Consider the following 24981-nt stretch of genomic DNA (forward strand, 5'->3'; position numbering starts at 1 on the left):
GCACGATTCAATGCAACCGTGTAAGGAGACCCGATGGAACTGGATCCGTCGACGCTGGACGAGGCGCGCATCTACAACTTCATGATGAGCACGATTCTCCCGCGTCCGATTGCGTGGGTGAGTACGGTCGATGCGCTGGGGCGATCGAACCTCGCGCCGTATGCGTACTTCATGGGCGTGTGCTGTGTGCCGATGACGGTGCTGTTCTGTCCTGTGGTGCCGCCGCGGCCGAGGCGAAAGAAGGACACGCTGCACAACATCGAGGCGGTGCCGGAGTTCGTCGTGAACGTGGCGAGTACGTCATGCATCGATGCCGTGAATCTCTCGGCCGCGCCCTTGCCACCCGGGGAGTCGGAATTCGACCTCACGGGCATGACGCCGGTGCCGTCTTCGCGTGTGCGACCTCCGCGTGTTCGGGAGGCGTCCGTTGCCTTCGAGTGCGAGGTGCGCGACATCATCGAGATCAGCGCTGCACCCGGCGGCGGATGGGTCGTGCTCGGCACGGTGCTTGCCGCGCACGTAGACGACGCGCTGCTCGATCCCGTCACCTGTCATGTCGACTTACACGCCCTCAGTCCGGTGGGGCGTCTTGGCGGTGGCTCGTTCGTGAATGCCGCTACCGATACGTTCACGTTGACACGCTACAAGACGCTTGCCGATCTTGCGTCGCGAAAGTGATCTCCTTGACCTTCGGGTGCGGCGGCAACGCAACATCGTCGAGCAGTCCGTAGTCGCTTGCCATCTTCGCGGCGCGATGGCGGCTCGATACGTCGAACTTGCGCATGGCACTGCGCAGATGGAAGACCACGCCATGTTCGGAAAGCGTGAGGATGCGACCGATTTCCCACGATGTCTTGCCGCACGCCACCCATCTCAAGCACTCGCGCTCGCGCGGCGTCAGTGCTGGCGCGCAGCGACGAGCCGCATCGCGCTGAACGATGCGCCACACGGCTTCATGCACGTGGGCTGCGAGTACGACGCCGGCATGCGACGCCCACACATGTGCGCCCGAATCGCTGACGTCATGCGTTGGCCGCGCGGAGTAGCGCGCATCGTGGCGACCCTGAGGTTGTGCGTGATGTTGTGCCGATGGGCGGGCGCAATGCGCGGTGCGTCTCGGTGACGACAGACTCAATGTGCCCGATGCCCCCGATGGCGTGAAGACCGGATACGTGATGCCGAAGCGCAACCCGGCAGCGCGCTGTTCGTGGAGCAGCTGTCGCGCCTCGGGGGACGCGTACAACCCGGCCGTCCATTCCACCGGTGTCAGTTGCCGAGCAGCGAGCGAGAGGACAGGGTCGACGGTGTCATAGCGTTGTGCGTCATAGCGTTGCTGCCACACACGGGGAAGATTGCCGAGGCGCGGTGTTGCGAAACGGCCGTCGGGCAATGCGAAGTGGCCGCGATAGCTGAAGTAGCGTTGGCCGAGCGCGCTGCAAAGCGAAGGGAGCAGCGTGTGAAGGACGTCGAAGCCGGTGGCGTCCTGCAGGGCGCTCAGGCCGTCGGCAAACGAGCGGGGAGAGAGAGGGCGCGTGGCTCGCATGGCAAAGCGATGTAGGGAACATGTTTCGCTTGTAGCATGCGTCTGATGGCAGTGCGCATCGGGCTTCGCTGCAACGTACGTGGTCCGTGCGTCGAGATGCCGCGATGGCGGCATTATGCCAACGCGACACCGGACGAAAGCTCGGGGCAAAGTCCCTTGATGACGCGGTGTCGCCATAGTATTGAGGTCGTATAGGCGGGCGCGACATAACGTCGCACGCGAAATCCGGCGCAGCGTCTACTGTTGATGGATATCGGAAGAATCCCGCATCGCAACGAAGCCGCCGATGTGAAGACGAGGCGGTGACGAGATGCTGACGTGTCGTTCGAATGTGTCGGTTGGCAGGGTATTCAGGACACCGCAACGAGTCGCCGCGTGTTGCAATGTGTCAAACGTGCGACGCATAGGGAGTATCCCGTAGTCGCTCGGCCGTTGGGATTTTCGGCTAGGGGATTAACCGGATTTCCCTTTTGCATCAATGAGTTCAGGAGGATGCTATGGCGCGCCAAATACTCGGTATCAATGTTGTCGCTTCGAGAATGCGCGTTCTATAATGCGGCAGTTTGTCGCGGCCCGGACGCAACTAGTTCCCGGCCGTCGGACATGAAAGACCCAAAATGCCCCACGGGTGACGGCGATGCTCGCAGCCTCTTCTTCCGAGACCGGAAACGGTTCGGCGATGAAGGAATGGACGCATAAGCGCAACTGCGCGATATCGCCGCGCCAGTTTGTCCTGTTCTACCTGTCGTTGGCCGCCGTCTCACTGGGTGTTGCCTTGATTGCGGCGTGGCGCGGTGGGTGGTTGGTCTTGCCGTTCACAGGCCTGGACTTGCTCGTGGTGGGCGTTGCGTTCGTCATTCATGCCCGGCATGCCACAGATTACGAGGTCATTCGGTTGTCGCCCGTGAGCCTTGTGGTCGAGCAACGTTCAGCACAGAGGTTGACGCAGTTCGAGTTCAATCCCCGCTGGGTACGCATCGACATCGAGAAGCCGCCGCGAATGCGCATCGTCTTGCGCTCGGGTAGCCGCTCGGTCACTGTCGGTGCCTATCTTGCGCCGCATCGCCGCGAAACGTTTGCGCGCGAGCTGCGCCGTTGTCTTGCCCAACAGGCCTGAGAGAGATGGAGACGATCTCGGGCGACCGCCAGGGAGGATTTGGATGGTAATTTTGGGTAAGGAAGCTATGAAAAAAACGAAACACGCCTTGGCGGCTTTCCTTGCGGGCGCCTCACTGCTCGCCGGCGCTCCGGCCATCGCGGCGGGAGTCGCGGATATGCCGGGGGGGCCGGCCGTCAACGAACTCAACTTCCAGCCGCCGGTCACGAAACTCGCGGAAGAGCTTCACAGCCTGCACACCATGATGCTGATCATCTGTCTGGTGATCTTCATTGCTGTGTTCGGCGTGATGTTCTACTCGATCATCAAGCACCGCAAATCCAAGGGCCATCAGCCTGCGAATTTCCATGAAAGCACCACGGTCGAGGTGATCTGGACGGTCGTGCCGTTCATCATCGTGATTCTGATGGCATTGCCCGCCACGAAGACCGTCGTGGCCATGAAGGACACCACCAACGCCGATATCACCATCAAGGTGACCGGCTATCAGTGGAAGTGGGGCTACGACTACCTGAAGGGCGAAGGCGAGGGCATCAAGTTTCTCTCGACGCTCACCACGCCGCGCAGCCAGATCGACGGCGCGGAGCCGAAGAGCAACACGTACTTGCAGGAAGTCGATAACCCGATGGTCGTGCCGGTCAACAAGAAGGTACGTCTGATCACCACGGCCAACGACGTCATCCACTCGTTCTACGTGCCTGCCTTCGGTATCAAGCAGGACGCCATTCCGGGCTTCGTGCGCGACACCTGGTTCAAGGCGGAGAAGGTTGGCGAGTACCGCGGCTTCTGTACCGAACTGTGCGGTAAGGAGCACGCGTTCATGCCGGTCGTGGTGAAGGTGGTCTCGGAAGACGATTACAACAAGTGGGTCGACACGCAGAAGAAGCAGATGGCGGCCTCGGCAGACGACCCGAACAAGACCTACACCGTGCAGGAACTGATGGAGCGCGGCCAGAAGGTCTACGCCTCGAATTGCGCGGTGTGCCACCAGCCGAACGGCAAGGGCGGCGGTGCGTTCCCGGCGCTCGACGGCGGCAAGATCGTGACGGGCCCGGTGGCCGATCACATCAGCATCGTGCTGCATGGCAAGAATGCGATGCCGAACTGGTCGCATCTGAACGATGTGGAGCTTGCGGCCGTCATCACGTTCGAGCGCAACTCGTGGAGCAACAAGACCGGCGACGTGATTCAGCCGGCACAGGTGCGCGAAGCACGCGGTAACAAGTCGGCGAATGCCGCCGGTGCCGCGGCCGACGCAGCGAAGAACAGTTAAGTCGTTCGACCAGTTCGAAGCAAGGAGATTGGGTATGAGTTCCATCGCTCACGATCACGTGGCGGGTCACGACGATCACGCGCACGACCATCCGCACGGATGGCGTCGCTGGCTGTTCGCGACGAATCACAAGGACATCGGCACGTTGTACATGATCTTCTCGTTCGTCATGCTGCTCTCGGGCGGCGTGATGGCGTTGATGATCCGTGCGGAATTGTTCGAACCGGGCCTGCAGTTCATTCGTCCGGAGTTCTTCAACCAGCTCACCACCATGCACGGGCTGGTGATGATTTTCGGCGCGATCATGCCGGCGTTCGTGGGATTCGCGAACTGGATGATCCCGCTGCAAATCGGCGCGTCGGACATGGCGTTCGCGCGCATGAACAACTTCAGCTTCTGGCTGCTGCCGGTGGGCGGTCTGCTGCTGATCTCGTCGTTCCTCGTGCCGGGCGGTGCGACCGCAGCAGGCTGGACGATGTACGCACCGCTGTCGGTGCAGATGGGGCCGGGTCAGGATCTGGCGATCTTCGGGGCGCACATTCTGGGCGCGTCGTCGATCATGGGCGCCATCAACATCATCGTCACGATTCTGAACATGCGCGCGCCGGGCATGACGCTGATGAAGATGCCGATGTTCGTGTGGACGTGGCTCATCACCGCCTACCTGCTCATCGCCGTGATGCCGGTGCTGGCCGGTGCGATCACGATGCTGCTCACGGACCGTCACTTCGGTACGTCGTTCTTTAACGCTGCGGGCGGCGGCGACCCGGTCATGTATCAGCACATCTTCTGGTTCTTCGGACACCCGGAGGTGTACATCATGATTCTGCCGGCGTTCGGGATCGTGTCGCAGGTGATTCCGGCGTTCTCGCGCAAGCCGCTGTTCGGCTATAGCTCGATGGTGTACGCCACGGCGTCGATCGCGATTCTGTCGTTCATGGTGTGGGCGCACCACATGTTCGTGACGGGTATGCCGGTCACCGGTCAACTGTTCTTCATGTACGCGACGATGCTGATCTCCGTGCCCACGGGCGTGAAGGTCTTCAACTGGGTCGCCACGATGTGGAAGGGCTCGCTCACGTTCGAGACGCCGATGCTCTTCTCCGTCGGCTTCCTCTTCGTGTTCACGATGGGCGGCTTCACGGGCCTGATTCTCTCGCTCGCACCGCTCGACATTCAGATGCACGGCACTTATTACGTGGTGGCGCACTTCCACTACGTGTTAGTGGCCGGCTCGCTCTTCGCGCTATTCGCCGGGTTCTATTACTGGGTGCCGAAGTGGACGGGCCATATGTACAACGAGTGGCGCGGCAAGTTCCACTTCTGGGGTTCGCTCATCACGTTCAACGTGACGTTCTTCCCGATGCACTTCCTGGGTCTGGCGGGCATGCCGCGTCGCTACGCCGATTACCCGGCACAGTTCACGGACTTCAACCAGATCGCGACCATCGGCGCATTCGGCTTCGGCCTGATGCAGGTGTACTTCCTGTTCTGGGTTGCGATTCCGACGTGGCGTGGCGGCAAGGCGGCTGAAGCCAAGCCGTGGGACGGTGCGGAAGGGCTGGAGTGGACCGTGCCGAGTCCGGCGCCGTTCCACACGTTCGAGACGCCGCCGAAGGTGCATTGAACATGGCACTCAGTCCTGAACAGCGGGCGAGAAACCTGCGCACCGGGCTGATTCTCGGCTCGGTGGTGCTGGTGTTCTTCATCGGCGTGATGATCAAGACCAAATTGTTAGGCGGTATCTGATGGCCGGCATGCGACGTCTCAACGTGCGCACCTTCAGCAAGCTCTTGCTGCTGGTCGCGGTGATGTTCGGATTCGGGTACGCGATGGTGCCGTTCTACCGCGCGTTCTGCGATCTCGTGGGCATTAACCAGTTGGGCGATCGCACGACCGAGATCAGCGCACGCAATTCGCAGGTCGACGAGAGCCGCACGATCACTGTCGAGTTCGACGCCAATGCGCAGGGGCCGCTGCGCTTCAAACCGGCGAAGAGCAGTCTGACGGTGCATCCGGGGGAAATCGCGACCATCGAATACGAAGTGGCGAATCAGCAACCGCATGAAGTCCGCGCGCAGGCGATTCCGAGCTACGCGCCCGCACAGGCGGCGAGCTACTTCAAGAAGATCGAGTGTTTCTGCTTCACGCAGCAAACGCTCAGGGCCGGAGAGGCCAAAGAGTTTCCGGTGGTGTTCGTGGTCGACACGAAGCTGCCCAAAGATGTGAATACGATCACGCTGTCCTATACTTTTTTCGATCTCGGCAAGAACGACGCCAATCAACGCGCGGACGCCCCGACGGGCGCCCAGGCTGGCGAAGTCACCGGAGGAACGTTAGGGGGAGGCAAGGGCGGGAATGGATGACCTGAAGGAGGCGACCCGGCGCAAGCTGTCTTTCTTCCAGACCATCGGTGCGGTGTTCTGGTCGTTTTTCGGTGTGCGCAAGGGGCGTGATCACGACCGCGACATGGCACAGCTCAACCCTGTGCATCTGATCGTGGCGGGGTTGATCGGGGGCATTCTGTTCGTTGTGGCGCTGGTGTTTCTGGCGAAGCTCGCCATCCGGCTCGCGACGTGATTGGTACAGACAAAGAGAACCAAGCCTGGAGAGATAAGAATGAGTGGTCAACACCAAACGGCGCCGTACTACTTCGTGCCGGCCCCCTCGCGTCACCCGGTGAGCTGCAGTATCGGCCTGCTGGTGGTGCTCGGCTCGGCCGCCGCGTGGGTCAATGGACTATCGTGGGCACCGTGGACGGCGCTGGCCGGCCTGCTGTGGGTGCTGTGGGTGCTGCGCAGCTGGTTCGGCGACTCGATCGCCGAGTCCGAGGGCGGCCTGTACAGCAAGCGCATCGACGTGTCCTATCGCTGGGGCATGAGCTGGTTCATCTTCTCCGAAGTGATGTTCTTCGCGGCATTCTTCGGCGCGCTGTTCTACGCACGTACGCTGGCCATGCCGTGGCTCGGCGACCTAGATAACAAGCTGCTGTGGCCCGACTTCAGCGCCGTGTGGCCGAACACCGGCCCGGCCGGAGTGGTCGACGCGTTCGAGACGATGGGCCCGTGGCCGATCCCGACGCTCAACACCGCACTGCTGCTGACCTCGGGCGTCACGCTCACGATCTCGCACCACGCACTGCGTGCGAACCATCGTGGCAGCGCGATCTTCTGGCTGTTCGCCACCGTCGTGCTCGGCTTCGTGTTCCTCGGCTTCCAGGCGTATGAATATCACCACGCCTACACCGAACTGAATCTCAAGCTGACCTCGGGCGTGTACGGATCGACCTTCTTCCTGCTCACGGGCTTCCACGGTTTCCACGTGATGCTGGGCGCGATCATGCTTTCCGTGATGCTGGTGCGTTTGATGAAGGGCCACTTCACGCCGGATCATCACTTCGGTTTCGAAGGCGCGGCGTGGTACTGGCACTTTGTGGACGTGGTGTGGCTGGGGCTGTACGTCGTGGTCTACTGGCTCTGACGTCGGCATCGGAACATGCTTTGGGGGACGCCGCCGGATTCCGGCGGCGTTTCCATTTGGATGCGGCCTTATGTCGCACAAACGGCGCGACACTGGCGGTGACGGCATTGCGCCACTGCCGTGAACGTCGGCAGAGGTTATTCCGGGTAAAGCAGCGTGGCAGGGATGAGGTGCGGCGATTTGCCGCAGGAGCCCGGCGCGGGACTCAGTATCGTATGCCCGTGCTGTGAATCCAGCCCATCCAGTTGGCGAACAGGATGAGCAGGAACAGCGTCACCGACAGGCCGACGCGCACCATCAGCGATTGCACGGTGCGATTCGATCGGCCCTTGTCCCGCATCATGAAAAACAATGCGGACGCCAGACTGCCGAGAATCAGGACGAAGGCGATGGCAACGATGATGCGCATGATCTGTCCGATGACGGGAATTCGTCATTATCGGGCAACGCACACGCGCTGGCACGCTGCATTGCAGTGTGGACAGCCTGCGTTGCGCAACATCGGGCGGCAGCCGGACAAGGAACGTACGTGTTGAAAACTCTCTTGCGCGGCATGCGCCCTGTGCCGGCCGTGCTGATACTGCTGGGCGTGATGCTCACCGCTGCACTCGGCGTGTGGCAGTACCAGCGCGCGCAGTTGCGTCTGGCGCGTCAGGCGCAGATCGAGCAGGCGGAGCGCGCGCCGGTCATCGCGCTCGGGGCGCAGGCCTATTCGCTGGACGATGTGAGCCATCGGCGCGTGCGCGTCACGGGCCGGTTCCTGCGTAATCGCGTGGTGTATCTCGACAACCGTCCGCGCAACGAACTGCCCGGCTTCTATGTGGTGATGGCGTTGCAAGTCGCGCCCGATCACGTGGTACTCGTCAATCGCGGATGGCTGCCGCGCGACCTGCGCGACCGCGCGTCGATCATGCCGTATGCGACGCCGGCGGGCGATATCACGGTCGAAGGCCTGGCCATGCCCGACCCGTCTCGCGCCTTTGAACTGGGGCATGGCGGCTCGGCGGCGGGGCTGTCGATTCGTCAGAATCTCGACGTGGCGGAATATGCGCGCGAGACGTCGCTGCCGCTGCAACCGTTCGTCGTCATGCAGACGAACGACACGGGCGATCACCTGCTGCGCGACTGGCCGCAACCGGCGAGCGGCGCGGATCGCAACTATGGTTATATGGCGCAGTGGTTCGGCATGTCGCTGATTCTGGCGCTGCTGGGGCTGCGTCTGGCGTATCGACGTGGCCGTCGCATGGCGACGGCGACAAACAAATTCACGCGGGCATAAGACGCGCATAAGGCGAACATGAGTGCAAATGTGAGTACGGATCGCAGTGGAAGTCCTCCCATCGACCCGGTGCAACGCCGCCGCGCGAGGCGCATGCTCGTGCTGCTCTTCGTGGTATGCGCCGCGCCTGCGGTAGCGGCGTATCTGATGTATTTCGTTTTCAAGCCGCAGGGTGGCACGTCCGCCTACGGGAAGCTGATCGAGCCGCAGCGTCCGTTGCCCGCGCTCGTCGTGCATGACGACGAAACGGGTGAGAACCTGCCGCTGTCGTCGCTCAAGGGCAAATGGCTCATGATCAGCGCCGACACGGCCACGTGTGACGAGAATTGCGTCAGCAAGTTGTTTTACATGCGGCAGATCCGCGTCCTGCAAGGCAATGAGCGCACGCGGGTGGAAACGCTGTGGCTGGTGACGGACGCCTCGAAGGTGTCGCAACAGATCGACGACGCCTATCCCGATACGCGCCGTCTGCGGGCCGATCCCGTCGCACTCGCCTCGTGGCTGCCGACGCAGGAGGGCACCGGCCTGCGCGATCACATCTATCTGGTCGACCCGCTGGGCAATCTGATGATGGCGTTCCCGAAGAACGCCGATCCGGGCAAGATCAAGAGCGACCTGTCGCGACTGCTGAAGTGGTCGGGGACGGGTTGATGGGGGGAGGGAACGTTCCTCCCACGATGAATGAAACGAATGGCCCCGGGGCGCACGTGCGCCCCGGCCATATTGAAGAACTGACGTAAAACCGATGCTTTACCTTCTGGAACTGGGCTTCATCGGCCTATGTATCGCGGTGCTGCCGCTCGGCTGGGTGCTGCTGCGCCGCGACGCGAACAAGTACCGCAAACTGGCCTGGGTGACGACCTTTCTGACGCTCGACCTGATCATGTTCGGCGGCTTTACGCGTCTGACGGATTCGGGTCTCGGATGTCCCGACTGGCCGGGGTGCTACGGCACGTCGTCGCCGTTCGCCGCGCATGCCGACATCCACGCGGCGCAGTTGATGCTGCCCAGCGGCCCGGTGACCTTCGTCAAGGCGTGGATCGAGATGATCCACCGGTATTTCGCGATGGCCGTCGGCGTGCTCATCATCACCCTGATGGTGATGGCGTGGGTGAAACGTCGCGAACTGAAGCAATCGCCGTGGCTGGCTACGTGGCTGTTGGTGCTCGTGTGCGTGCAGGGCGCGTTCGGGGCGTGGACCGTCACGATGAAGCTGCAACCGGTGATCGTCTCCATCCATTTGATGTTGGCGCTCACTCTGCTGGGGTCGCTGGCATGGCTTGCGTGCCGACAAATGCCGCTGACGAGCGTTGCGGCCGACGCCGGGGCGTTGCGCTGGCGGTGGGCGGCGCTGATCGGGCTGGCGTTGCTGGTTTTCCAGATTGCCCTTGGCGGATGGGTAAGCACCAACTACGCTGTATTGGCATGCACTGACTTCCCGACGTGTCAGGGTCAGTGGATTCCGTCGATGGACTTCCATAACGGATTCAAGCTATGGCGAGAACTGGGCAAGACGGCGGGCGGCGAGGTGATTCCGATGGATGCGCTCGTGGCGATCCATTGGGTGCACCGGACGTTTGCCGTAGTCGTGGTGCTGTATCTGGCGTGGCTGGCGAGTCGCCTGCGACGTCATGCCGCGCTCAGAAAGCTGTCGATTCTGGTATTCCTACTGGTGCTCGTGCAATTCGCGACCGGATTGTCGAACATCGTTTTCCAGTGGCCGCTGCTCAACGCCATCGCCCACAACGGCGGCGCGGCGGTCCTGCTGCTTTTGCTTGTCATGTTAAACTACCGCATTCGCGCCGCCCGCCTAGTCGCAGCGGCGCCCATTGCGGCCAGCCTGATAGATCAGGCAGACGTCCCGGCCCGCCAGAAGCCTTTCTCCGCAGCGGAGCCGGCTGCCGCACCGCTCGGCGCCCCGTCTGGCCCGGCGTAGCGCATTGCCTTCAGAGTGTATGAAAAGCACGACCCTTCCCCATCCGCCGGCTAGCCGTATCGCGCAATACTGGGCGCTGACCAAGCCCCGCGTGACGCAGCTCGCCGTCTTCTGTGCCGTGATCGGCATGTTCCTGTCCACGCGCGGCATGGTGCCGTGGCAGGTGCTGATCGGCGGCACCATCGGCATCTGGCTGCTCGCCGGATCGGCCTTTGCCGTGAACTGCCTGATCGAGCAACGCGTGGACGCGCTCATGCGTCGTACTGCGTGGCGTCCGTCGGCACGCGGCGAGATCGCACCGTGGCAGATCATCGTCTTCTCGACGATTCTGGGTGCGGCGGGCATGGTGGTGCTCTACACGTTCACGAATCCCCTGACGATGTGGCTGACGCTCGGCACGTTCGTCGGCTACGCGCTCATCTACACCATCATCCTCAAGCCCTCGACGCCGCAGAACATCGTGATCGGCGGTGCAGCTGGTGCGATGCCCCCGGCCCTCGGCTGGGCCGCTGCGACCGGCGCAGTGCCTGCCGACGCGTGGATTCTGGTGCTCATCATCTTCGTCTGGACGCCGCCGCACTTCTGGGCGCTCGCGCTATACCGCCGTCAGGATTACGTGAATTCGGGGCTGCCGATGCTGCCGATCACGCACGGTGAGAAGTACACGCGTTTGCAGATCCTGTTGTACAGCGTCGTGCTGTTTGCCGTGTCGCTGCTGCCGTTCGCACATCGCATGAGCGGCTATCTGTATCTCGTGTCGGCGGTTGTGCTCTCGGGCATCTTCCTCGGTTACGCGGTCAAGCTGTGGCGCAAGTATTCCGATGAGCTCTCGCGCTCGATGTTCCGCTATTCGATCGTCTACCTCTCGCTGCTGTTCGCGGCGCTGCTGGTCGACCATTACGTGCAGATTTACCTGCTGGGCTGAACCTCCGGGGCATTTGCCCGTCACAGGCTGAGTCACGACGACAGGCGCGTTACGGTATTCTTCGCCGGCGCGCCTGTTGTGTTTTCCGAAGGCGTTTTTTCCATACGTTCTGGGGTCATTCGTTCATGAATCTTGCTGTCATCTGGTTGCGCCGTGCGATGTTGCTGATGGGGCTGACGGTGTTTCTCGCCGCCTGCGGTCAGGAAGGTCCGACGTTCACGAGCCTCGATATCACCGGCAACAAGGAATTTGCCAAGGACTTCTCGTTGCAGGACCCGCAGGGCAAGACGCGCACGCTCGCCGATTACAAAGGCAAGGCCGTGGTGATGTTTTTCGGCTACACGCATTGCCCGGATGTTTGCCCGACCACGATGGCGGAACTCAATCAGGTGATGCAGAAGCTCGGTGCGGACGACGCCCAGCGCGTGCAGGTGCTGTTCGTGACGGTCGATCCGCAGCGCGATTCGGCCGAACTGATGGGCCAGTACGTGCCCGCGTTCAATCCCGCGTTCGTGGGGCTGCGTCCCGCGAATGACGCCGCGCTCAAGGAAGTGACCAAGTCGTTCCGCGTGGTGGTCAACAAGGTAGAAGGATCGACACCGAACAACTACACGATCGATCACACCGCTGGCATTTACGTCTTCGACCCGAACGGGCAGCTGCGTTTGTTCATGCGTCCGGACGAGCCGGTCGATGCGATGGCCAAGGACCTGAAGACGTTGCTGAGCTAAGGCTTCGATCCGTCGCAGGATCTCACTGCATAAAAAAATCGCGCCCCTGGAGGCGCGATTTTTGTTTCTACGTTCGCTACGACGCCGACCTGTGAGGGCTCAGCGTCGTCAGGCTCAACTGCCTTCCTGGCTGCGACGTTCGAGGTCGTCGTGCGCTTCGAACCACATCACGTTGATGATGCCGAACGCGAGCGCGAGGCCAAGGCCGAGAATCCAAGAGAAGTACCACATGTCGCGACTCCTTGATCAGTACATCGTGTGCGGGTTGTCGTTGACCGTCTCGATCGTCACCCGCCCACGGATCACGCGGTACACCCAGCCGGTGTAGAGCAGGATGATGGGCAGGAAGACGACCACGGCTATCAGCATGATTTGCAGCGTGAGCTGGCTCGATGTGGCATCCCAGACCGTGAGGCTGCTGCCCGGCGCAGTGGCCGACGGCATGACGAACGGGAACATCGAGAAACCGGCGGTGAGGATGATGCCTGCGATCATCAGCCCGGTGACGACGAACGTCCATGCATACGCGCGGCTCGTGGCGAGCAGGGCGGCGAGCAGCGCGCACAGACAGGCGACGACCGGGGCCGCAATCATCCACGGGTAGGTGTGATAATTCGTGAGCCACAAGCCCGGGCCGGTCGTGACCTGCTTCATCAGCGGGTTGGCCGGTGAGTCGGTCGCGCCCATCTGCGTGATGGCGAAGCCGTCGACGTGCGTGGCGACCAGCACCCCGGCCACGAGGAACAGCAGCAGCGTGCCCAGTGCGGTGAGACGCATGATGCGTCCGGCGCGCTCGGCCACGAGCGGATCGGCCTTCATGCGCAGGTGCGCTGCACCGTGCGTGACCAGCATCAGCAGGCTCACCAGTCCGCACAGCAGCGCGAACGGGTTGAGCAGGGCCCAGAACGACCCGGTGTAGGTCGAGCGCAGGGTGTTGTCGAACGAGAACGGCAGGCCGAGCAACAGGTTGCCGAAGGCTACGCCGAATACCAGCGACGGCACCGTGCTGCCGACGAACAACGCCCAGTCCCACGAGTTGCGCCAGCGTGCGCTCGGCAGCTTGTTGCGGTAGTCGAAGCCGACCGGTCGCAGGAACAGCGCGAAGAGCACGAGCAACAGCGCCCAGTACAGGCCCGAGAAGGCAGCGGCGTAGACGAGCGGCCACGCGGCGAACATCGCGCCGCCTGCCGTCACGAACCACACCTGGTTGCCCTCCCACGTGGGGGCGACGGTGTTGATGATGACGCGTCGTTCCGCGTCGGTCTTGCCAAGGAAGGGCAGCAGCGTGCCGGTGCCCATGTCGAAGCCGTCGAAGAAGGCGAAGCCGATCAGCAGAACGCCGACGAGCACCCACCAGATCAGCTTAAGTACGGTGTAATCGATCATCATGATGTGTGTCTCCCTGACGATCAGACCGAAGCCGCCGGACGGTCGCCCGCAATCGCGGCCCCGCCTGACCCTTCCGTCTCGAAGTGATAGCGGCCGGTGTGCAGCGACGACGGGCCGAGCTTGACGTACTTCACCATCAGGAACATCTCAATGATGAGCAGCGCGGTGTAGAAGATGATGAAGCCCGCGAGACTCATGTACAGATCGGTGGCAGACAGCGACGACGTGGAGAGATGCGTCGGCAGAATCCCGGCGATGGTCCACGGCTGACGCCCCATTTCGGCGACGATCCAGCCGAACTCGGCGGCGAGCCACGGCAGCGGAATCGCCCACACGCACCAGCGCAGGAACCACGCCGAGCGCGGCTTGAGCAGACGGCGTCGTGCGCACAGCCAGAACGCCCACAGGAACGTGAAGAGGAACAGGAAGCCGAGGCCGACCATGATGCGGAACGACCAGAACACGGGCGCCACCGGCGGGATCGTGTCGTTGGCCGCCATCAGAATCTGCTCGGGCGTGGCGTCGACGACGTTCGGCGTGTACTTCTTGAGCAACAAGCCGTAGCCGAGGTCGTCTTTGTACTTGTCGAACTCTGCGCGAACTGCTGGCGACGTATCGCCGCCACGCAGCTTTTCGAGCGCTGCGAAGGCGATCATGCCGCGCTTGATGTTGTCCTTATGCTCGTCGCGCAACTGTGTGAGGCCGATGACCGGCGTGTCGACCGAACGCGTGGCGATCAGACCCATCGCCCAGGGAATCTTCACCGCGTAGTCGGTGCGTTGTTCTTTCTGGTTCGGGAAGCCGAACAGCGTGAACGATGCGGGCGGCTTGGCCGTCTCCCATTCCGCTTCGATGGCCGCGAGCTTCACCTTCTGCACCTCGCCTGTGGTGTAGCCCGATTCGTCGCCCAGCACGATGACGGACAGCGTGGACGCCAGACCGAAGCCCGCTGCGACCGCGAACGAGCGCAGCGCGAACGGCACGTCGCGACGCTTGAGCAGGTACCACGCGGAGATGCCGAGCACGAACATGGCGGCGGTCACGTAACCGGCCGAGAGCGTGTGCACGAACTTCACCTGAGCGACCGGGTTGAACACCACTTCCCAGATGCTGCTCAGCTCCATGCGCATGGTCTCGTAGTTGAAGTGCGCCCCGATCGGATTGTTCATCCAGCCGTTGGCCACGAGAATCCACAGCGCCGAGAGGTTCGAGCCGAGCGCCACCGCAAAGGTCGTGGCGAGGTGGCCGATGCGCGAGAGCTTGTTCCATCCGAAGAAGAACAGGCCGACGAACGTGGCCTCGAGGAAGAAGGCCATCAACCCCTCGATGGCGAGCGGCACACCGAAGATGTCACCGACGTAATGCGAGTAGTAGGCCCAGTTGGTGCCGAACTGGAATTCGAGCGTGAGACCCGTGGTCACGCCCATCGCGAAGTTGATCAGGAAGAGCTTGCCCCAGAACTGGGTCATGTCCTTGTAGATCTGCTTGCCGGTCATCACATAGACCGATTCCATGATGACGAGCAGCCACGACAGGCCCAGTGTGAGCGGGACGAACAGGAAGTGATACAGCGCCGTTATGGCGAACTGCAAGCGCGAGAGGTCGACGACTTCGCTACTGATCATGGCGGACACCTTGATTTTTGGTGGGGGACTGCGCTTCGACGGCCTGCGGCCCGATGAGGGCGCGGGCCACGACGTCCGGCGGCAATTGCATGTGCTTGGCCATTGGAGCGTCGAAGAACGCGTGCTTCAGAATGAACAGGAGTACTACCTTGATCGCCAGAACGATCAGGATTTCGAGGGCAAAACGGGAAGGGCGGGTGCGCCAGCGCCGGATCGTCCAGGCGACGATGCCCGTGGCTGCCGGTGAGGCCGTGGCGTGAGGCTTCAGACTGCTAGGAGAGTGGGTGTCCATCCGTGACGGCTCCTGGCGTCGAAAGTCGTGTTGTTGGGAACAGCGTCGACTTTCGGCGCATTTTGCCTTATCGCTTGAAAATGTCAAACCGCAGCGCACGGGGGCGGATGACACGCAGATGACGCTGGTTCGATGCGGATCTGCCGTTGCGAGCAACGGCGGATGAGAAGCGGATTCGAGACAAGGGTCCGGCGCGGCGAACGGCCCCCGGGCCGTCCTTCGCACGCAGCATGGCTACGTACGAGCCGATTCTATCGACGGGCTCGATCGCAGACCTTGCGATGCATCAAGTCGGGAGCAGATGGCGGATGAACTTTCGAAGTCCAATAAAAAAGCCCCGCGAACCTCTCGGGGCTTCACGGGGCTTAGCTGTCGGCGAAGTTCCGTCGACTTGGGAATCGCAGTGTCATGTGGCAATTTGTCGCTGCCGTCGACACCCGATCCCGGTATTACGCGTAGGCTTGCAACGCGCCTTTCATCTTCTTCATGGCGGCCACTTCGATCTGACGGATACGCTCGGCGGACACGCCGAACTCGTCTGCCAGTTCGTGCAGCGTGGCACCACCGCTGCCGTCGTCGGCGACCGACAACCAGCGCGCTTCGATGATGCGGCGGCTGCGCGGGTCGAGACGGCCGAGTGCCGTTTGCAGACCGTCGCTCTGCAGATGGTCACGCTCGCGTGCGGCGATCACGGCGGTCGGCTCCTGATGGGAGTCGGCCAGATAGGCGATGGGGGCGAAGCTCGCGCTTTCGCCGTCGTCGCTGTGACCTTCGAGGGCGATATCGCCGCCCGACATGCGCGTTTCCATCTCGATGACGTCTTCACGCTTGACGTTCAGATCGCGTGCGACCTGATCGATCTCTTCCGGCGTGAAGGCCTGCAAGCCTTGCTTCTGGCTACGCAGATTGAAGAACAGCTTGCGTTGGGCCTTGGTCGTGGCGACCTTGACCGTGCGCCAGTTCTTCAGCACGTATTCGTGAATCTCGGCCTTGATCCAGTGCATGGCGTACGACACGAGTCGGACACCCTGCGTGGGGTCGAAGCGTTTGACGGCCTTCATCAGGCCGATATTGCCTTCCTGAATCAGGTCGGCGTGCGGCAGACCGTAACCGAGGTAATTACGCGCGATCGAGACCACCAGACGCAGGTGCGAAAGCACGAGCTGGCGGGCGGCTTCGAGATCGTCGTTCTCACGCAGACGCTTGGCGAGCGACTGCTCTTCCTCGGCGGTGAGCAGGGGAATGCGATGGACAGCCTGAATGTAGCTGTCGATATTGCCCAGACTGCCCGGCAGCATCAGCGCCGACGGGGCAAGTGCAAGGGCACGCGAATTCGGCGCCGTGCCGGTGGCCGGCGTCGTCGGATGCTTGGTGGCGGCAGTACTCAAGTGGTGGACTCCTGGTTAGCCTCTGGGAAAGCATTTTAGCACTCTCTTTCGATGAGTGCTAAAGACGTTAGAACCCTTACCGGACGGGAAGTTTCCGGCTTCTTGGGGTTTTCCAGCACCCCCCGTTAAACGGGAGAAGTCACTGGCGCAAACGTGACTCGGATGGTGTAAATTGCAACCCAAGCCACGAGCGTAAAGTGATGGCGAAGGATGGGAGGTCAGCATGGCGGGAAAGCACATTGACGCGGTACGACAACTCGAATCGGCGCGCTTCGAAGCGATGATCGAAGGCGATGTCGATGAGCTGGAAAAGCTCCTCGCGGACGATTTGTTCTACGTGCATTCGAATGGCAAACGCGAGACGAAGCGCGAATTTCTCGACGCGATCAGCTCCGGCCGCCGCCGTTACCTAGACATCGACGTCGACCCGAAAGCGCAGGAACTCCGCCAGTTCGGCGACACGGTGGTCGTCACCGGCAAGCTCAAGGTCGAACTGGAAACCGCGACCGGTTCGCTCGCGTCGCAAATGACCTACACGGCAGTGCACAAGCTGCTGGCTGAAGCCTGGCTCGTCATCTCCTGGCAGGCAACCCGCATGGCGTCAGCCGACTGACCCGCCCGGTACTCTCCGGGCGTCCTCTCCAAAACAGAATATTTGATGTGTTTCGGGATGAAATGTTCCGGAAAAATCGAATTTTTCTGTGATATTTCGATTTTGTGACGAAATTCGCGCGAGTTATCCGACGTTGCGCGCGTAATTCGTTTCAATGCGTCGATGACGCACTTAGCCCGATGGCCTGACGGATCACTTCAACCTGGCGGGCGATGGGGGCGGGCACCGGAACCTCGCCAGCGAGAACCGCCTCGATCCACCGGGCAGTGGCCGGGGCGTCGGCCGCAGGAAGCGACGGCGGTACGCCGGTAGCGCCTTCCTCGGCTTCCTGCCATGAGCGGTATGCCCCATCCGAAAACCCATCGATTGCCGCCTGACGGCGGGCGTCCGCGACCGGTTCGCCTTCCGTTCCACGCGCTAGCAGCACGCCCGGGGCGGCGCTATTGGTCGCATCGGCAAACATCTCGCTCAGCGTCTCCCGGTACTCCGGGTGCGTGTAGTTCACGAGGCGCAGCGCAGGCCCGGCGAACGGCTGCAAAAGCTTGACGACGGTGTGCCCGGAATTTCGCACGCCGAGTGCCGCACGCATCTCCAGCAGACGTTCCAGCGCAGGCGACAACGCTGCAATCGGCAGATAGGCGACGCGGCGAGTGCGCAGCGCCTCCTCCGCCTCGGCGGCCGATTGGCTCGCGGGATGACCGAGTTCCGCGAAGATCGCCTGCGTGCCGACGCGATTCGCGCCGCTGTGATGTTGTCCGTGCACCAGCACCGGGATGCCGTCGCGCGCGAGCAGCAGCGCCAGCAACGGTGTGAGGTTCGGCTGTTTGCGTGCGCCGTTATAGCTCGGCAGCAGCACCGGCGGCGGGGCGTCGGCCGGGGCGACGAGCGGGGTGAACGTGGCGTGCGCGGCGTCGAGCATGGCGCGCAGTTCGACGGGCGTTTCGCCCTTGATGCGGTACGCGATCAATACGCCGCCCAGCTCGGCGGGCGAAACCCGGTCGGCGAGGATGGCGTCGAACAGCGTGCGGGTTTCGTCCGCGCTCAGCGCGCGAGCGCCTTTCGCCCCGCGGGCGATGATCTTGAGCAGCGGGGCGCAGGCAAAGGGGGCGGCAGAGGTCATGACGCGGTTATCCGGGGTGTGCACGCGGTATGGGGCTTCAATCTACGTTCGTGGGCGAGTCGTCATCCATCATACGCAATCAGGTGTCATCGGGGCCAGCGCTTGCAGTACCATCTCGTGTTCGGGCGCGCTTGCGGACCCCTCGGATTCTCACGATCCCCCGGTTGCCGCGTCGTCCCCCAATTTCCGCTTTTCCGAATCTCCGCTTTCGAGGTCAGCCCCATGTCCACGCTCACGCTGTACAGCTATTTCCGCAGTTCTGCGGCCTATCGGGTGCGTATCGCCCTGAACCTCAAGGGACTCGACTACGACATCGTGCCGGTGCATCTGGTGCGCGACGGTGGCGAACATCTCAAGCCCGCCTACCGTGCGCTCAACGTCAATGCGCTGGTGCCGACGTTCGTCGACGGCGACGTGAACATTCATCAGTCGCTCGCCATCATCGAGTATCTGGAAGACGTGCATCCGACGCCCGCGCTGCTGCCGTCCGACCCGGCCACGCGCGCTCAGGTCCGTGCACTGGCGCTGGACATCGCGGCCGACATCCACCCGATCGACAACCTGCGCGTGCTGCGTTTCCTCAAGCACGACATGGGCGTGACGGAAGAGCAGAAGAACGCGTGGTACGTGCACTGGATCGTGGAAGGGTTCAAGGCGCTTGAAGCGCGTCTCGCGGCGCAGACGTCGCCGGGCAAGTTCGTCGTTGGCGATACGCCGACGCTGGCGGATTGCTGCCTCGTGCCGCAAATCTACAACGCTAATCGCTTCAAGGTCGACATGACGCAATTCCCGCGCATCTCTGCCATCCACGCGCATTGCCAGACGCTCGAAGCCTTCCAGCGCGCTGCACCTGAAGCGCAACCGGACGCCGAGTAAGTCCCCGATGATCGATCCGGCTTTCTGGCGGGGCATGGCGCTTGGCGCCAGCCTCATCATGGCAATCGGCGCGCAGAATGCGTTCGTCTTGCGTCAGGGGATTTTGCGACGTCACGTGGGCATCGTCGTGACGGTCTGTGCGATTTGCGACATGACGCTGATCGCGGCGGGCGTGGCGGGTATGGGGGGCCTGATTGCCGCCTATCCGCGCTTCATCACGATCGTGACGTGGGGTGGCGCGGCGTTCCTGTTCCTCTACGGTCTGCGGGCGTGGCGTGCGGCGTTTCGCGGTGCGGGGGCGTTGCAGGCCGACGGCAGTCGCGCGGCGACGCAGGAGATGTCGTGGCAACGCGCCATCGGCCTCGTGCTGATGCTTTCGCTACTCAACCCGCATGTTTATCTCGACACGGTGATTCTGCTCGGCGGCATCGGCGCACGCGAGCCGTCACCGGGCAATGTGTGGTTCGCGGGCGGCGCGATGATCGCGTCCATCCTGTGGTTCACGGCGCTCGGTTACGGCGCACGTCTGCTCGCACCGCTCTTCTCGCGCGCCCGCGCGTGGCAGATTCTCGACGGCGTGGTCGGCCTCATGATGTGGGGGCTTTGCGCTGGACTCGTCGCGCAGCAGATGTAACGTCGTACTGCAGATGAAAAACAAACGGCCCGCCACGTGAGTGTGCGGGCCGTTTGTTTTGATGCGTCGGCTTCGTGATGTTGTTCGCGGCTTACCCCAGCAGGGCGTCGGCGAATTCGCGGGCTGAGAACGGTTGCAGGTCTTCCACCTTCTCGCCCACGCCGATGAAGTACACCGGGACCGGACGCTGACGGGCGATGGCCGCCAGAATGCCGCCCTTGGCCGTGCCGTCGAGCTTGGTCACGATGAGACCGGTGAGCTGGAGGGCGTCGTCGAATGCCTTGACCTGCGTGAGCGCGTTCTGGCCGGTGTTGGCGTCGATGACGAGCAGCACCTCGTGCGGCGCGCCGTCGGCCGCTTTGCCCAGCACACGCTTGATCTTCTTGAGCTCTTCCATCAGATGCAACTGCGTGGGCAGACGGCCAGCCGTGTCCGCCATCACGATGTCGATCTTGCGCGCGCGTGCGGCGCTCACGGCGTCGAACACGACGGCTGCCGGGTCGCCGCTTTCCTGCGCGACGACTGCGACGTTGTTGCGTTCGCCCCAGATCGCCAGTTGTTCACGGGCCGCTGCGCGGAACGTATCGCCTGCTGCGAGCAGCACGGACTGTCCGTAGTGCTGGAAGTGCTTGGCGAGCTTGCCGATGCTGGTCGTCTTCCCGGCACCGTTCACGCCTGCGATCATCACGACCATCGGCGCTTCGCGGCCCAGCACGAGGCTCTGTTCGAGCGGTTGCAGCAGGTCGACCAGCAGGTCGTGCAGCGCGCGCTTGACCTGTTCGCCTTCGGTCAGACGCTCGGCCTTGACCTTCTTGCGCAGGGCGTCGATCAGATAGGTCGTGGCGTCCACGCCCGCGTCGCTCATCAGGAGGGCGTCTTCGAGCTCTTGGAACAGGTTCTCGTCCACCTTTACGCCGACGAAGATGCTCGTGATGCCTGAGCTCGTCTTCGACAGCCCGGCCTTCAGACGGGTGAGCCACGAACGCTTGGCCGCCGGTTCGGGGGCCGGGGCCGAGACGATTTCGCCGATGGCTTCGCCCTGCGCATCCTTCACGACGACAGGAGCGGGCGTGGTGACCGGTTCAACAGGTTCGACAGGTTCGACGGGCGCGCTCCGAACGGCGGGGGCAACCGGCGTCGGCTGCGGGGCAGGCGTCGGCGTAGCCGCAACCGGCGTTGGTGCCGTTGGGACATTGACCCGAGCAGGCTCGGAATGCGCCGAATTTTCGGCAGGGCTGACGGCAGGTTGAACGGGCTGGGCGGCTTGCGTCGGCGCGGCTGCGGGAGCGGACGGCGTAACCGGTGCCGGTGCAGCGGACTGGATCGGCGTCGTCGGCTGGTTTGCGGACGGTTGCGGCATAGCGGCCGGTGCAACAGGTGAGACAGGCGCAGCAGGTGCCAGCGGTGCCGACTCGCCTTGCGTCGGCGGGCTTTCCAGTTGCTGCGGTGCTGCAAACGTCTGCGGCGCTTGTTTCTGCGCAACGTCTGCGGAAGACGCTTCGGATTCGGGCGATTCGGTCGGTGCGGGGCTTGTTTCGGCGGCCTTGTTGCCGCCCGACTTGAAGCGCTTGAAGAAACTGAACATGGGGTGAGGAACTCGACGTGGGGGCGCGCTATCGGCGTGCGACTATGATTTGTCCTGCCATTCGCGCCGCACAAAACGCCCTACAATGGGCAGGTCGTTGTTTCCGACGCGGGAAATGCGACGTATTTTATCAGACGCGAATCGACGTCCATGATGGGCGAAAGGGGATCCATGACGGGAACCATGCGCTGGCGACACGCCTTGGCCGGAATGGCTCTGGCTGGTGTGATGAGCCTGGGCCACGCCGCTGACACCGGCGGCAGCAAGACGACGGATAACACTTCGGAATTCACACTCTCGAACGGTCTGCGGCTGATCGTGCGCGAGGACCACCGGGCACCGACGGTCGCACACGTGGTCTGGTATCGCGCCGGGTCGCTCGACGAGTTCAATGGCACCACCGGCGTCGCCCACGCGCTTGAGCACATGATGTTCAAGGGCACCAAGACCGTCGGCGCGGGGCAGTTCTCCCGCCAGGTCGCCGCCCTCGGCGGTCGTGAGAACGCCTTCACCAGCAAGGACTACACCGGTTACTTCGAGCAGACGGAGAAGTCGCGTCTGCCGGAAATGATGCGTCTCGAAGCCGATCGCATGGCGAATCTGACGCTCTCCGCCGACGAGTTCGCGAAAGAGATTCAGGTGGTGATGGAGGAGCGTCGTCTGCGCACGGACGACCAGCCGCGCGCACTGCTTTATGAGCAACTGATGGCGACCGCGCTCGTCGCGAATCCGTATCGTCGCCCCATCGTCGGCTGGATGGACGATCTCCAGCACATGACAGTTCAGGACACGCGCGACTGGTACGAGCGCTGGTATGCGCCGAACAATGCCGTGGTCGTGGTGAGCGGCGACGTCGATCCCGCGCAGGTCAAGACGCTTGCCGAGAAGTACTACGGCCCGATCAAGTCGCACACGCTGCCGGAACGTCGCCCGCAGAACGAACCGGCGCAGATCGGCGTGCGCCGTGTGTTCGTGAAGGCACCGGCCGAGAACCCGAACGTGATGCTCGCGTGGCGTGCGCCGCGTCTGAACGATGTCGAGAAGGATGACGACGTCTACGCATTGCAGGTGCTCTCCGCCGTGCTCGACGGTTACGGCAACGCGCGTCTGACGAGCCGTCTGGTGCGCGAGCAGCGCATTGCGAACGACGTCGGTGCGAGCTATGACGGCGTAGGTCGCGGTCCGCAGTTCTTCATCATGGACGCGACCCCTGCGCAGGGGAAGACACCGGAGCAGATCGAGAAGGCCTTGCGTGCGCAGATCGCCGACATCGCAGCACACGGTGTGACGGAGGCCGAGCTCAAGCGCGTGAAGGCGCAGGTGGTGGCATCGCAGATCTACAAGCGCGACTCGGTGTTCGGTCAGGCGATGGAAATCGGGCTGAGCGAGATGTCGGGCATTTCGTGGCGTCAGATCGATCGCATGCTTGAAAAGGTGAAGGCAGTCACGCCCGCGCAGGTGCAGGCGGTGGCGGGCAAGTACTTCGGCGATGAGTCGCTGACGGTTGCCACACTCGTGCCGCAGCCGATCGACGAGGCGACACGCAAGCGCCGCGCCCAAGGGGCGCAAGACCTGAAGAACATGCGCTGAGAGGGCCACACACGATGATGAAAATTTCCGCACTGTTGCGTGCGTTCTCCGTGCCCGCGCGAACGGGTTTCATGGCTTGCGCAGCCGCTGGCGCGCTGGCGGCCGGTCTGCCGCTCACGGCCAGCGCCGCGCTGCCGATCCAGACCTGGGTCGCGCCGTCCGGTGCCAAGGTGATGCTGGTCGAGAGCCGTTCGATCCCGATGATCGACGTGAACATCGATTTCGATGCAGGCAGCCGATACGACCCGAAGGGCAAGTCGGGGCTGGCGTTGCTGACGGCGGGGTTGCTCGACGCTGGCGCGTCGGCCGCAGGTGGGCGTCCTGCGCTGACCGAGGCGCAGATTGCCGACCGTTTCGCGGACGTGGGCGCGATGGAGGCGACGAGCGCCGGACGCGACGCCGCGACCGTCACCATCCGCACGCTGTCGTCGGCGGCCGAGCGCGATGCGGCCGTGAGTACGCTGGCGCAATTCCTCCAACATCCCACGTTCCCCGATGTCGTGCTCAAGCGCGAGACGGCGCGTCTGTCGTCCGCGATTGCTGAATCGGATACGAAGCCCGAGGCGATCGCCGAGAAGGCCTTTCGTAGCGCGATCTACGGCAGCCATCCGTATGGCGTGACGCCGACGGTGGCGAGCGTCAACGCCGTGAAGCGCGACGATCTGATGCGTTTCTATCGCGATATGTACAGCCCGAAGCGGGCGGTCGTCTCCATCGTTGGCGACATTGACCGCGCGCAGGCCGAGAAGCTTGTCGCTCAGTTGACGGACGCGATGCCTGTCGGCGTTACGCCGCCCACGATGCCGCCGGTGGCGGCGCTGCGTAGCGCCATGCAGATCGACCTGCCGCATCCGGCCGAGCAGGCACACATCGCGACGGGGCAGGCGTCGATGGCGCGCAGCGACCCTGACTACTTCCCGTTGCTCGTGGGGAACTACGTGCTGGGCGGCGGCGGTTTCGTGTCGCGTCTGACGGCGGAAGTGCGTGAGAAGCGCGGTCTGACGTATGGCGTATCGAGTGGCTTCGTGCCGCAGTTGCAGGAGGGGCCGTTCGAGATCAACTTGCAGACGCGTCGCGAGCAAGCGCCCGAAGCGCTTAAGGTCGTGCGTGAGACGCTGGCCAGGTTCGTTCAGGACGGCCCCACCGCCGAGGAAATGCAGGCTGCGAAGGACAACCTGACCAACGGTTTCCCGCTGCGTCTGGACAGCAACCGCAAACTGCTGGCAAACGTCGCGGCCATCGGCTTCTACAACCTGCCGCTCGACTACCTCGACACGTGGACCGCCAAGGTCGAGGCCGTGACGGCGGCGCAAGTGAAGGACGCGTTTGCGCGTCACGTGCAGCCGGATCGCCTCGTGACTGTCGTCGTCGGACCGAGTGATGTGTTTGGTGCCGCGAGCGCAGGAGCCACCGCGCCGAGCGCCACGCCGACAGCGGGCAAGCCTGTGAAGTGACGACAGCGTGTAGTTCGCACGTCTGATCGCGTCTGAAAAAACGGCACCGGGATTTGACGTGTCCCCGGAATATCCGAACAGGTCAAAACTAGAGGTAAAGTTGCTTCTCAGCGCCCCGAATGGGGCGAGGA

26 protein-coding genes and 1 pseudogene are annotated in these 24981 nt (G+C 62.9%); 18 read left to right on the top strand and 9 right to left on the bottom strand.

Annotated features, from left to right (window positions below; translation table 11 throughout):
• The first annotated feature begins 33 nt into the window (after window positions 1-33).
• Window positions 34-678 carry a flavin reductase family protein gene (locus PCO31010_RS10275; protein ID WP_150664136.1) on the top strand — a complete coding sequence of 215 codons (645 nt, stop codon included), beginning with the start codon at window positions 34-36 and terminating at the stop codon, window positions 676-678.
• Here PCO31010_RS10275 and PCO31010_RS10280 read toward each other — a convergent pair.
• Complete coding sequence (locus PCO31010_RS10280) at window positions 629-1543, bottom strand: autoinducer binding domain-containing protein (RefSeq protein WP_174984565.1); 915 nt, start codon at window positions 1541-1543, stop codon at window positions 629-631. The genes PCO31010_RS10275 and PCO31010_RS10280 overlap by 50 nt on opposite strands.
• A gap of 637 nt (window positions 1544-2180) precedes the next feature.
• Here PCO31010_RS10280 and PCO31010_RS10285 point away from each other — a divergent pair.
• The 7 genes and pseudogenes from PCO31010_RS10285 to PCO31010_RS10310 all read left to right on the top strand — a co-directional run bounded on the left by PCO31010_RS10285 (window position 2181) and on the right by PCO31010_RS10310 (window position 7413).
• Window positions 2181-2660, top strand: a complete 480-nt coding sequence (locus PCO31010_RS10285) for a DUF2244 domain-containing protein (protein WP_150664138.1) — start codon at window positions 2181-2183, stop codon at window positions 2658-2660.
• A gap of 43 nt (window positions 2661-2703) precedes the next feature.
• Window positions 2704-3930: pseudogene (coxB, locus tag PCO31010_RS10290) on the top strand (cytochrome c oxidase subunit II); the annotation flags it as partial.
• Between the two features lie 37 nt (window positions 3931-3967).
• Window positions 3968-5560, top strand: coding sequence for a cytochrome c oxidase subunit I (ctaD, locus tag PCO31010_RS10295; protein ID WP_150664139.1), 1593 nt, complete (start codon window positions 3968-3970; stop codon window positions 5558-5560).
• A gap of 2 nt (window positions 5561-5562) precedes the next feature.
• Window positions 5563-5682: a cytochrome oxidase small assembly protein gene (locus PCO31010_RS26770; RefSeq protein ID WP_211279338.1), complete on the top strand. Its 120-nt coding sequence runs from the start codon at window positions 5563-5565 to the stop codon at window positions 5680-5682.
• Window positions 5682-6299 (top strand): cytochrome c oxidase assembly protein, encoded by a 618-nt coding sequence (locus PCO31010_RS10300; RefSeq protein WP_150664140.1) that lies wholly within the window; start codon window positions 5682-5684, stop codon window positions 6297-6299. The genes PCO31010_RS26770 and PCO31010_RS10300 overlap by 1 nt, the downstream gene beginning before the upstream one ends.
• Entirely contained in the window at window positions 6292-6513 is a 222-nt protein-coding gene (locus PCO31010_RS10305; protein ID WP_150661054.1) for a DUF2970 domain-containing protein, read from the top strand. The genes PCO31010_RS10300 and PCO31010_RS10305 overlap by 8 nt, the downstream gene beginning before the upstream one ends.
• 39 nt (window positions 6514-6552) lie before the next feature.
• Complete coding sequence (locus PCO31010_RS10310; RefSeq protein ID WP_150664141.1) at window positions 6553-7413, top strand: cytochrome c oxidase subunit 3; 861 nt, start codon at window positions 6553-6555, stop codon at window positions 7411-7413.
• A 205-nt stretch (window positions 7414-7618) separates the two neighbouring features.
• On the opposite strand, the gene PCO31010_RS10315 is transcribed toward PCO31010_RS10310, so the two are convergent.
• Window positions 7619-7822, bottom strand: a complete 204-nt coding sequence (locus tag PCO31010_RS10315) for a twin transmembrane helix small protein (protein WP_039395424.1) — start codon at window positions 7820-7822, stop codon at window positions 7619-7621.
• A gap of 144 nt (window positions 7823-7966) precedes the next feature.
• Between PCO31010_RS10315 and PCO31010_RS10320 the strand changes: the two genes are divergently transcribed.
• From PCO31010_RS10320 to PCO31010_RS10340, 5 genes are all read left to right on the top strand, one after another.
• Window positions 7967-8692 carry an SURF1 family protein gene (locus PCO31010_RS10320; protein WP_150664227.1) on the top strand — a complete coding sequence of 242 codons (726 nt, stop codon included), beginning with the start codon at window positions 7967-7969 and terminating at the stop codon, window positions 8690-8692.
• A gap of 18 nt (window positions 8693-8710) precedes the next feature.
• Window positions 8711-9343, top strand: a complete 633-nt coding sequence (locus tag PCO31010_RS10325) for an SCO family protein (RefSeq protein WP_150664142.1) — start codon at window positions 8711-8713, stop codon at window positions 9341-9343.
• Between the two features lie 94 nt (window positions 9344-9437).
• On the top strand, window positions 9438-10628 hold the full coding sequence (locus tag PCO31010_RS10330; protein WP_150664143.1) for a COX15/CtaA family protein: 1191 nt from the start codon (window positions 9438-9440) through the stop codon (window positions 10626-10628).
• A 19-nt stretch (window positions 10629-10647) separates the two neighbouring features.
• On the top strand, window positions 10648-11553 hold the full coding sequence (cyoE, locus tag PCO31010_RS10335; RefSeq protein ID WP_150661057.1) for a heme o synthase: 906 nt from the start codon (window positions 10648-10650) through the stop codon (window positions 11551-11553).
• A 125-nt stretch (window positions 11554-11678) separates the two neighbouring features.
• A complete protein-coding gene (locus PCO31010_RS10340; RefSeq protein ID WP_150664144.1) occupies window positions 11679-12284 on the top strand; it encodes an SCO family protein in 606 nt (201 codons plus the stop codon).
• Between the two features lie 114 nt (window positions 12285-12398).
• On the opposite strand, the gene cydX is transcribed toward PCO31010_RS10340, so the two are convergent.
• From cydX to rpoH, 5 genes are all read right to left on the bottom strand, one after another.
• A complete protein-coding gene (gene cydX / locus PCO31010_RS10345) occupies window positions 12399-12515 on the bottom strand; it encodes a cytochrome bd-I oxidase subunit CydX (RefSeq protein WP_042114280.1) in 117 nt (38 codons plus the stop codon).
• Window positions 12516-12530: 15 nt separating this feature from the next.
• Complete coding sequence (gene cydB / locus PCO31010_RS10350) at window positions 12531-13667, bottom strand: cytochrome d ubiquinol oxidase subunit II (protein WP_150664228.1); 1137 nt, start codon at window positions 13665-13667, stop codon at window positions 12531-12533.
• Window positions 13668-13693: 26 nt separating this feature from the next.
• Complete coding sequence (locus tag PCO31010_RS10355) at window positions 13694-15298, bottom strand: cytochrome ubiquinol oxidase subunit I (RefSeq protein ID WP_150664145.1); 1605 nt, start codon at window positions 15296-15298, stop codon at window positions 13694-13696.
• The gene (cydP, locus tag PCO31010_RS10360) at window positions 15288-15590 is read right to left on the bottom strand and encodes a cytochrome oxidase putative small subunit CydP (RefSeq protein WP_150664146.1); all 303 of its coding nucleotides are present in this window, start codon (window positions 15588-15590) and stop codon (window positions 15288-15290) included. Before cydP ends, PCO31010_RS10355 begins: the two co-directional genes overlap by 11 nt.
• Before the next feature lie 449 nt (window positions 15591-16039).
• Window positions 16040-16978 carry an RNA polymerase sigma factor RpoH gene (rpoH, locus tag PCO31010_RS10365; protein WP_150664147.1) on the bottom strand — a complete coding sequence of 313 codons (939 nt, stop codon included), beginning with the start codon at window positions 16976-16978 and terminating at the stop codon, window positions 16040-16042.
• A 223-nt stretch (window positions 16979-17201) separates the two neighbouring features.
• Between rpoH and PCO31010_RS10370 the strand changes: the two genes are divergently transcribed.
• Window positions 17202-17591 (top strand): nuclear transport factor 2 family protein, encoded by a 390-nt coding sequence (locus tag PCO31010_RS10370; RefSeq protein ID WP_039395446.1) that lies wholly within the window; start codon window positions 17202-17204, stop codon window positions 17589-17591.
• A 151-nt stretch (window positions 17592-17742) separates the two neighbouring features.
• On the opposite strand, the gene ybiB is transcribed toward PCO31010_RS10370, so the two are convergent.
• On the bottom strand, window positions 17743-18711 hold the full coding sequence (gene ybiB / locus PCO31010_RS10375) for a DNA-binding protein YbiB (protein WP_150664148.1): 969 nt from the start codon (window positions 18709-18711) through the stop codon (window positions 17743-17745).
• A gap of 222 nt (window positions 18712-18933) precedes the next feature.
• Between ybiB and maiA the strand changes: the two genes are divergently transcribed.
• Both maiA and PCO31010_RS10385 read left to right on the top strand, forming a co-directional pair.
• Complete coding sequence (gene maiA / locus PCO31010_RS10380; RefSeq protein WP_150664149.1) at window positions 18934-19587, top strand: maleylacetoacetate isomerase; 654 nt, start codon at window positions 18934-18936, stop codon at window positions 19585-19587.
• A 7-nt stretch (window positions 19588-19594) separates the two neighbouring features.
• Window positions 19595-20221 (top strand): LysE/ArgO family amino acid transporter, encoded by a 627-nt coding sequence (locus PCO31010_RS10385; protein ID WP_150664150.1) that lies wholly within the window; start codon window positions 19595-19597, stop codon window positions 20219-20221.
• A 91-nt stretch (window positions 20222-20312) separates the two neighbouring features.
• On the opposite strand, the gene ftsY is transcribed toward PCO31010_RS10385, so the two are convergent.
• Window positions 20313-21581: a signal recognition particle-docking protein FtsY gene (gene ftsY / locus PCO31010_RS10390; RefSeq protein WP_217426154.1), complete on the bottom strand. Its 1269-nt coding sequence runs from the start codon at window positions 21579-21581 to the stop codon at window positions 20313-20315.
• A 396-nt stretch (window positions 21582-21977) separates the two neighbouring features.
• On the opposite strand from ftsY, the gene PCO31010_RS10395 reads away from it, so the two are divergent.
• Entirely contained in the window at window positions 21978-23396 is a 1419-nt protein-coding gene (locus PCO31010_RS10395; RefSeq protein ID WP_150664152.1) for a M16 family metallopeptidase, read from the top strand.
• A 14-nt stretch (window positions 23397-23410) separates the two neighbouring features.
• Window positions 23411-24850 (top strand): M16 family metallopeptidase, encoded by a 1440-nt coding sequence (locus PCO31010_RS10400; protein WP_150664153.1) that lies wholly within the window; start codon window positions 23411-23413, stop codon window positions 24848-24850.
• Window positions 24851-24981 lie beyond the last annotated feature (131 nt).

Source organism: Pandoraea commovens, from assembly GCF_902459615.1.
In the GTDB taxonomy this organism is placed as follows: Bacteria; Pseudomonadota; Gammaproteobacteria; order Burkholderiales; family Burkholderiaceae; genus Pandoraea; species Pandoraea commovens.